The organism is Rossellomorea aquimaris, assembly GCF_003315075.1.
GTDB classification, from domain to species: domain Bacteria; phylum Bacillota; class Bacilli; order Bacillales; family Bacillaceae_B; genus Rossellomorea; species Rossellomorea aquimaris_C.
Map to the genome: position 1 here is coordinate 287,823 of NZ_QNRJ01000005.1, position 9,629 is coordinate 297,451.

7 protein-coding genes and 1 rRNA gene are annotated in these 9,629 nt (G+C 40.6%); all 8 read left to right on the forward strand.

Annotation, left to right across the window (positions count from 1 at the left end; genetic code table 11):
• Window positions 1-158: 158 nt before the first annotated feature.
• Window positions 159-1,295 (forward strand): DNA polymerase III subunit beta, encoded by a 1,137-nt coding sequence (dnaN, locus tag DET59_RS09425; RefSeq protein WP_113969421.1) that lies wholly within the window; start codon window positions 159-161, stop codon window positions 1,293-1,295.
• A gap of 243 nt (window positions 1,296-1,538) precedes the next feature.
• Window positions 1,539-1,757 carry a S4 domain-containing protein YaaA gene (gene yaaA, locus DET59_RS09430; RefSeq protein ID WP_044340280.1) on the forward strand — a complete coding sequence of 73 codons (219 nt, stop codon included), beginning with the start codon at window positions 1,539-1,541 and terminating at the stop codon, window positions 1,755-1,757.
• Window positions 1,758-1,774: 17 nt separating this feature from the next.
• Window positions 1,775-2,893 (forward strand): DNA replication/repair protein RecF, encoded by a 1,119-nt coding sequence (gene recF / locus DET59_RS09435; protein WP_113969422.1) that lies wholly within the window; start codon window positions 1,775-1,777, stop codon window positions 2,891-2,893.
• 9 nt (window positions 2,894-2,902) lie between these two features.
• Window positions 2,903-3,157 (forward strand): extracellular matrix regulator RemB, encoded by a 255-nt coding sequence (remB, locus tag DET59_RS09440; protein WP_113969423.1) that lies wholly within the window; start codon window positions 2,903-2,905, stop codon window positions 3,155-3,157.
• Window positions 3,158-3,204: 47 nt separating this feature from the next.
• Window positions 3,205-5,121: a DNA topoisomerase (ATP-hydrolyzing) subunit B gene (gene gyrB / locus DET59_RS09445; RefSeq protein ID WP_113969440.1), complete on the forward strand. Its 1,917-nt coding sequence runs from the start codon at window positions 3,205-3,207 to the stop codon at window positions 5,119-5,121.
• Window positions 5,122-5,483: 362 nt separating this feature from the next.
• Entirely contained in the window at window positions 5,484-8,027 is a 2,544-nt protein-coding gene (gyrA, locus tag DET59_RS09450) for a DNA gyrase subunit A (RefSeq protein ID WP_113969424.1), read from the forward strand.
• 135 nt (window positions 8,028-8,162) lie between these two features.
• The gene (locus tag DET59_RS09455; protein WP_113969425.1) at window positions 8,163-9,245 is read left to right on the forward strand and encodes an HD-GYP domain-containing protein; all 1,083 of its coding nucleotides are present in this window, start codon (window positions 8,163-8,165) and stop codon (window positions 9,243-9,245) included.
• A gap of 311 nt (window positions 9,246-9,556) precedes the next feature.
• Window positions 9,557-9,629 (forward strand): 16S ribosomal RNA (locus DET59_RS09460); the annotation flags it as partial.

The following is a 9,629-nucleotide window of genomic DNA, read 5'->3' on the forward strand; positions in this document are numbered from 1 at the left end:
GCACACAGTCTGTCCACATGTGGATAGGCTGTGTTTACGTTGAATTCACACACTTATCCACATATCAACAGGCCCTACTACTTCTATTACTATTTTTAAATAAATTATTAGTATATGATTCAGTCCATAAAATTATGTGCAAATTGGAGGAATAAATCATGAAATTTGTTATTCAAAGGGACTATCTTGTCCAAAGTGTTCAGGATGTCATGAAAGCTGTAACGTCAAGAACAACGATTCCCATTCTTACCGGAATAAAAATCATCGCCACTGAAGATGGCGTAACATTAACAGGCAGTGATTCAGATATTTCAATCGAGTCCTTTATTCCAAATGAAGAAGAGGGTTCAGACATTGTTGAGATCATGGAAACTGGAGGAATTGTTCTTCAGGCTAAGTTCTTCAGTGAGATTGTCAAGAAATTGCCTAAAGACACGGTGGAAATTGAAGTTCAGAATCATTTCCAAACCGTTATTCGTTCAGGGCAGGCAGAGTTTAATTTAAACGGGTTAGATCCAGAAGAATATCCGCATCTTCCTCAGATCGAAGAAGGGAACGGGATCAAAGTTTCGACTGACCTCCTGAAAACGATGATCAGACAAACGGTATTTGCAGTGTCCACCTCAGAAACACGCCCCATCTTGACAGGTGTAAACTGTCAGATTGAAAATGGGGAACTGAGCTGTATTGCAACAGATAGTCACCGACTTGCGATGAGAAAGGCACCGATTGAAACCAATCATGATGCTTCTTACAATATTGTGATTCCAGGGAAAAGCTTAAACGAACTGAATAAAATCCTTGATGATACAGAAGAGCCTGTTGAAATCGTGATCACTGAAAATCAAGTGCTGTTCAAAGCGAAACATCTACTATTCTTCTCAAGATTATTAGAAGGGAATTATCCTGATACCAGTCGATTGATTCCATCTGATACAAAAACAGAGCTGACGCTGAATACGAAAGAATTTTTACAAGCGATAGACCGTGCGTCGCTTCTTGCCAGAGAAGGAAGAAACAACGTAGTGAAACTTTCAACTCTGGATGGCGGCATGATTGAGATTTCGTCTAACACACCGGAGATCGGAAAAGTAATCGAACAGGTGAAAAGTCAATCCATTGAAGGGGAAGAACTGAAGATTTCCTTTAGTGCAAAATATATGATGGACGCATTAAAAGCCATTGAAGGTACAGAAATCTATGTAAACTTCACCGGGGCCATGAGACCTTTCGTATTGAAGCCACTTCATGATGATTCCATTCTTCAACTGATTCTTCCAGTAAGAACGTACTAATGAATAGACAAGAGCCGATGCCTTTCACATGGGGTATGGGCTCTTTTTCTACACTTTATCTGGTAATTGAAGGAATCGCTCTCGTCGATTCCTTTCAAAAAGTGCGTCTATTCAATGAAGAACTCAATGATAACAAGGAGAAATGGCTCTACGAGTCCTTGCTGATTTTTCGTTAGTTGTGACTTAACTCCATTTAGAGTAAAATAAGATATTAGAGACTTTATACGGAAAGTAGTGATTTTAGTGGCGAAAGAGATCACCATTGAAACGGAAATTATCACGTTGGGACAATTCCTGAAGCTAGCTGAAGTAATTCAGTCCGGCGGGATGGCAAAGTGGTTCTTAAGTGAATATGAAGTATACATAAATGGCGAACAAGACCAAAGAAGAGGAAGAAAACTCACAATTGGTGACACAATTGAAATTCCCGAAGTAGGAGTATTTGTGGTTGCTGGAGAATAATAAAGGGTGTTATTTCCATGTACATTGAACAATTAGAATTAAGAAACTATCGAAATTACGAATCAATCGACGTGAGTTTCGAAAATAAGGTGAACGTAATTCTTGGAGAGAATGCTCAAGGAAAGACGAATATTATGGAGTCTATCTATGTACTGGCAATGGCTAAATCCCACCGGACCTCAAATGATAAAGATTTAATCCGTTGGGACGAGGAATATGCTAAAATAAAAGGTAGGATTCAGAAATATAACGGTGCGTTACCATTGGAGCTTATCCTCTCGAAAAAGGGGAAAAAAGCGAAAAGCAATCACCTTGAGCAGTCTAAATTAAGTCAATATGTCGGCAATATGAATGTTGTCATGTTTGCACCTGAAGATCTCCATTTAGTAAAAGGGAGCCCTCAAGTAAGGCGTCGTTTTATTGATATGGAAATCGGTCAGGTTTCTCCTGTTTATTTACATGATATCAGCCTTTATCAAAAAATATTACAGCAACGGAACCATTATCTGAAACAATTGCAAACGAGAAAACAAAAAGACCAGACCATGCTGGATGTCTTGACGGAGCAGTTCATAGAGATGGCTGTGAAAATTACGAAAAAGCGCTTTGAGTTCGTTCAGCTGTTAGAAAGTTGGGCAAAACCGATCCATTCCGGTATTTCAAGGAACTTAGAAACCTTAGAAATCGTATATAAACCGTCTTTAGATGTATCAGATAATCAAGAATGGTCAAAAATGGTAGATATATATGAGCAGAAATTTGATGGTATCCGCGAGCGGGAAATTGATCGCGGTGTGACCCTGATCGGACCACATCGGGACGATCTTCAATTTATTGTGAATGGACGGGATGTTCAAACATTCGGATCGCAGGGGCAGCAACGGACAACGGCCCTCTCTGTGAAGCTTGCAGAAATTGAGCTGATTCATTCTGAAATCAAAGAATATCCCATCTTACTTCTTGATGATGTCTTGTCAGAATTAGATGATTATCGACAGTCACATTTATTAAATACCATTCAGGGAAAAGTTCAAACCTTTGTCACGACGACAAACGTGGATGGGATTGATCATCAAACCTTAAACGAAGCGACTACTTTTGAAGTGGAAGCCGGATCAATGAAAAGATTGAAATGAGGTGTTACCTTGTACATACATGTTGGAGAAGATGTCATGGTACGTACAGATGAAATCATCGCTATTATTGATCGAGACACCGTTCAATTTTCAGAAGAAATTCAACACTTTTTAAAAACGAAAGATAAAAACCTTTGTAATCTTGCAAAGGGTTCATATAAATCTCTTGTGATCACGTCGAATCAGTTGTATCTTTCACCACTGGCATCAAGTACGTTAAAGAAACGATCAAAGAAATACTCAAACTATGAGAATTTATTATAGAAATATAAAGCCCTGAGGTTAGAAAGTGTAGGTGAATCAGTATGGCTATGGAACAAAAGCAAGGTCAATCCTATGATGAAAATCAGATTCAGGTTTTAGAAGGATTAGAGGCCGTTCGTAAAAGACCTGGTATGTATATTGGATCAACAAGCGGAAGAGGCTTGCATCATTTGGTGTGGGAGATTGTTGATAACAGTATCGATGAAGCGTTAGCCGGTTACTGTAATGAAATCGAAGTCATTATCGAAGAGGATAACAGTATTACTGTTACAGATAATGGCCGTGGTATCCCTGTCGGTATTCACGAAAAAATGGGACGTCCTGCCGTTGAGGTAATCATGACGGTCCTTCACGCCGGTGGTAAGTTCGGCGGCGGTGGATATAAGGTATCAGGAGGTCTTCACGGAGTTGGGGCATCAGTAGTAAATGCTCTTTCGACAGAACTTGAAGTCCATGTTCATCGTGATGGAAACATCTATTATCAAAAATTCGAAAAAGGTGTTCCGAGCTTCGATCTTAAGGTGATCGGAGAAACAGAAAAGACGGGGACGATCATTCACTTCACTCCAGATCCTGAAATCTTTACTGAAACGACTGAATACGAATATGACATACTTGCAAACCGTATTCGCGAACTGGCTTTCTTAAACAGAGGGATCCAAATCAGTATTGAAGATAAGCGCGGAGAAGGGAAACGAAGAGATTACCATTATGAAGGTGGAATTAAGTCCTACGTTGAACATCTTAATCGTTCTAAAGAAGTCATCCATGAAGAACCAATCTATATTGAAGGCGAGAAAGATGATATTACGATTGAAATCGCCATTCAATATAACGATGGTTTCGCAAGTAATCTCTATTCCTTCGCCAATAACATCCATACTCATGAAGGTGGGACCCATGAGTCCGGATTTAAAACGGCTTTAACGCGAGTCATAAACGACTATGCCCGAAAGAATAACGTGTTTAAAGAGAGCGATGCGAATCTTTCAGGGGAAGATGTTCGTGAAGGGTTAACAGCGATCATCTCGATTAAACATCCTGATCCCCAATTCGAAGGTCAGACAAAAACAAAGCTCGGAAATTCAGAAGCAAGAACGATTACCGATTCCCTTTTCTCCGAGCATTTAGAAACATTCTTACTTGAAAATCCGGTTGTCGCTCGAAAAGTGGTAGAAAAAGGACTAATGGCTGCACGTGCCCGACTGGCTGCGAAAAAGGCAAGGGAGCTTACCCGTCGTAAGAGTGCCCTGGAAATCTCCAGCTTACCTGGTAAATTAGCAGACTGTTCTTCTAAAGACCCAAGCATCAGTGAAATCTACGTGGTTGAGGGTGACTCAGCCGGCGGATCTGCTAAACAAGGCCGGGATCGTCACTTCCAAGCCATCCTTCCCTTGCGTGGTAAAATCATCAACGTAGAAAAGGCACGTCTGGATAAGATCCTTTCTAATAACGAGGTTCGTGCGATTATTACAGCTCTCGGGACAGGGATTGGAGAAGACTTCAATCTGGCTAAAGCAAGATACCATAAAATCGTGATCATGACCGATGCCGACGTCGATGGCGCTCATATTCGTACGCTATTATTAACGTTCTTCTATCGTTACATGAGAAACATCATTGAAGCAGGCTATATCTACATCGCTCAACCACCTTTGTACAAAATACAACAAGGGAAGAAAATCGAGTATGCCTACAATGATAAAGAACTGGATCGCATACTTGCAGAAATCTCCCCGACGCCTAAACCTGGCATCCAGCGTTACAAAGGTCTAGGAGAGATGAACCCTGAACAACTATGGGAAACAACCATGGATCCGGAATCAAGAACCCTGCTGCAAGTAAGCCTTCAAGATGCGATCGAAGCTGACGAAACCTTTGATATCCTGATGGGTGACAAAGTAGAGCCAAGACGTAACTTCATCGAAGAAAACGCAGCGTACGTTAAGAATTTGGATATCTAAAAAGACATCTTTACAAATAGGCAGTTTTTTATAGAGTGTTGACAATATACAGGTTTTATTAAAGAAACTGATGCTTTGAAAGTTGATTGGAGCGGAAGGTGCTCGACTCCTGCGGGAATAGCGGGACAGGTGAGACCCCACAGGCGAAGCCGAGGAGGCTCACCGCCCGCCCCGCGGAAAGCGAGCATCCTGCAGCGGAAATCAACTACTACTATCTTCATTGAAGAGCAGAGTAGTTTACGAAAAGAGCCTTTAATAAAACAATACAGGATAGACCATGTGCTATCCTGTCTTTTACATAGCGGACAAGGTGAAGAATGAGAAAGGTATAAATCTTTCTTTAAAAGGAGGTCCCTTTTACTATGGCAGAAATACCAAGATCGAATGTTAAAGAAATTAATATAAGTAGTGAAATGCGCTCGTCTTTCCTGGATTATGCGATGAGTGTTATCGTGTCCCGTGCACTACCGGATGCACGTGATGGCCTGAAACCTGTCCATCGTCGTATTTTGTATGCGATGAATGACTTGGGGATGACGGCTGAAAAAGCATACAAGAAATCAGCCCGTATCGTCGGTGAAGTAATCGGTAAGTATCACCCACACGGTGACTCAGCTGTTTATGACACGATGGTGCGTATGGCACAGGATTTCAACTATCGTTATATGCTTGTGGACGGTCATGGTAACTTCGGTTCCGTTGATGGAGACGCAGCTGCGGCCATGCGTTACACAGAAGCACGTATGTCCAAAATCTCGATGGAACTCATTCGTGATATTAATAAAGATACAATTGATTATAAAGATAACTATGATGGTACCGAGAGAGAGCCGGAAGTGTTACCTGCCCGTTTCCCTAACCTATTAGTAAACGGTTCTTCAGGTATCGCAGTAGGAATGGCAACGAACATTCCTCCTCATAATCTTGGGGAAGTCATCGATGGAATCCTTGCGTTAAGTAAAGATCCTGATATAACGATTCAAGAATTGATGGAATTCATCTACGGTCCTGATTTCCCTACTGCCGGCCTAATTGTAGGGAGAAGCGGGATACGTCGTGCCTATGAAACAGGTAAAGGATCCATCACCATGCGTGCCCGTGTGGAAATCGAAACAAAAAGCAATGGGAAAGAAACGATCATCGTTCATCAAATCCCTTATCAAGTGAATAAAGCGAGACTGATCGAGAAAATTGCCGATCTTGTACGGGATAAGAAGATTGATGGCATCACAGATTTACGTGATGAATCGGACCGTAATGGTATGCGTGTCGTAATCGAAGTAAGAAAAGATGCGAATGCGAATGTCTTGCTTAATAATCTCTATAAGCAAACAGCCCTTCAAACAAGCTTCGGTATTAACCTTTTAGCACTTGTTGATGGCCAGCCAAAGGTATTGAATTTAAAAGAGTGCCTATATCATTACTTACAACATCAACGCGTCGTCATTCGTCGTAGAACGGAATTCGAATTACGCAAAGCTGAAGCAAGAGCTCATATTTTAGAAGGTCTGCGTATCGCCTTAGATCATATTGATGAAATCATTAAACTTATCCGTGGCTCTCAAACTACGGAACTTGCGAAACAAGGCTTGATGGAGAACTTCTCCCTTTCTGACAAACAAGCTCAAGCAATCCTGGATATGCGTCTTCAACGTTTAACCGGTTTAGAACGAGAAAAAATTGAAGACGAGTATCAAGAATTATTGAAGCAGATTGCAGAATTGAAAGCGATCTTAGCAGATGATGAAAAAGTTCTCGAAATCATTCGTGAAGAGCTTATCGAAATCAAAGAACGCTTCAATGATGAAAGAAGATCAGAAATCGTAGCGGGTGGAATTGAGAATATTGAAGATGAAGACTTAATTCCTAGAGAGAACATTGTCGTATCTCTTACTCATAACGGATACATCAAGCGCCTGCCTGTCTCAACCTACCGCAGTCAAAAGCGTGGAGGAAGAGGAATCCAGGGAATGGGTACCAATGATGAAGACTTTGTTGAAAACTTACTGACAACGTCAACTCATGATACGATTCTATTCTTTACAAACAAAGGAAAAGCCTACCGTGCGAAAGGATACGAAATTCCTGAATTCAGTCGTACAGCTAAAGGACTTCCGATCATCAACCTGCTTGGGGTAGAAAAAGATGAGTGGATCAATGCCATGATTCGAGTGGAAGAATTCGTGGACGACTGGTACTTATTCTTTACTACGAAGCAAGGAATCTCAAAACGTACGCCGGTATCAGATTTCGCCAATATCCGTACGAACGGTCTAATCGCCATTAACCTTCGGGAAAACGATGAGCTCATTTCCGTCAAACTGACCGATGGAGAGAAAGATATGATCATCGGAACGAAAAAAGGTATGCTCATTCGTTTCCCTGAAACGGATGTTCGTTCAATGGGAAGAACTGCTACAGGGGTAAAAGGAATTAACCTGAGTGATGATGACATTGTTGTAGGAATGGAAATTCTGGAAGAGAAGAGCGATGTCTTAGTTGTAACGGTAAATGGTTACGGTAAACGTACTCCTGCCAGTGAATATAGAGTTCAAACTCGTGGCGGTAAAGGCTTGAAAACATGTAATGTAACGGAACGTAACGGAGAGCTGGTGTCTGTTAAAGCCGTAACAGGTGAAGAAGACTTAATGATCATCACGGCACATGGTGTCCTTATCCGTATGGATGTGAATGATATTTCCACTACAGGCCGTAACACTCAAGGAGTTAAACTGATCCGTCTTCAAGAAAGTGAATTTGTTTCAACCGTTGCCAAGGTTGAAAAAGAAGATGAAGAAGAAACGGAAGCACCAGTTGAAACTGCTGAAGGAATGGAACAACCAGATAGCGAAGATCAAACATCTTCTGAAGATGTAGAAGATGTAATTGATGATACAGAAGAATAAATGAACAAATAAGCTGTTTCCAGTAATGAAACTCTCATACTGGAAACAGCTTATTTTTTTGCAAAAATACAACTATAACCTGTTAAATTTGGTAAAATAAACTAGAGGAAAAGGTGAGAAGTGAGGTGTTCATAGTTGAAGGTACATCGTGGAGAAATACAATTAGGATGCATCGTAGCAGAAGATATTATGGGAATGGCAGCCAATCCTATCATTCCAAAGAATACAGTAATAGAAGAAGAACATCTAAATATTCTTCAAGCATTCGATATAACAGAGCTCATAATAGAGAAAACAAAAGCGGATGGACGTCCATTTAGAACCCCGGTCTCTAATGATAAGGAGATAGTGGAGGAAGAAAACAATGAGCCAGTCGGATTCATCGATCTCTATTTATTGACGATCAAGGAATTCAAGAAAGAATTCATGAACTGGCAATCAGGGACGTCTGTTAATGTTGCAAGGGTGAGAGAGTTACTGCTGCCGGTGATCCAAACGGTTGAACAGAACCCTACATATGTATATTCTTTTCATCAATATTGTACGAAAAAAGATTATCTTTTTCACCATGCCATTTCAGTGGGGATCATAAGTGCCATGCTGGGAAAGAAGTTAGGCTTGAACCCTGGTCAGGTGAACCAGCTGGCATTAGCGGGTGTCCTGGCAGACTGCGGAATGGCCAAGGTGAGTCCACACATATTAACGAAAGAACAGCCTTTAACAGAGAGCGAATTTAAAGAAGTAAAGCTTCATACAGCCAACGGATATAAAATGGTTAAAGACACTCCATTGTTAAAAACGGAAACAAAACTGGCAATCTTTCAACATCATGAACGATTTGATGGTACCGGCTACCCGGCATCCGAGAAAAATAATCGTATTCATCTTTACTCTCAGATTGTTGGAATCACCGATGTTTTTCATGCCATGACGTCAGAAAGAATATATAGAAGCAAGCAGCCTGTATTCAAGGTGCTGGATATGATCAGTGAAGATTTATTTGGTAAATTCGATATTAAAGTCGTTAATGGTCTTCTTCAACTACTGGGAGATCTAAGGACAGGCACCTCAGTAAGGCTATCAACCGGCCAGTACGGAGAAGTCATGTATACCAAGCCAAACGCATATACAAAGCCCATCGTAAAAATAAATAAAACGGAAGAACTCGTAGATCTGTCTCGGCAAAAAGAGATTTATATATCAGAAGTTCTCGTTTAGAAATCAAGCATACCAGCGTATTTAGTAAACCTTAGGTTAGGTAACTAATCTTTGGTTTATTTAGATTTACCTCTTGCAAACCTGTCCAATAGTATGTATAATATTATTTGTTGTCCGAAAGGCATTACATAACTGTTTCAGAAAAAACTTTTCTAAAATAATAAAAATACCTTGACGATAATGTGAGTAAATGATATATTATAAAGGTCGCTTCAAACGAAGCGTTTACACATTGAACCTTGAAAACTGAACAAAACAAGACAATACGTCAACGTTAATTCTAGATTTATTTTAAAGAGCTATTCAAACTTTTATCGGAGAGTTTGATCCTGGCTCAGGACGAACGCTGGCGGCGTGCCTAATACATGCAAGTCGAGCGGATTG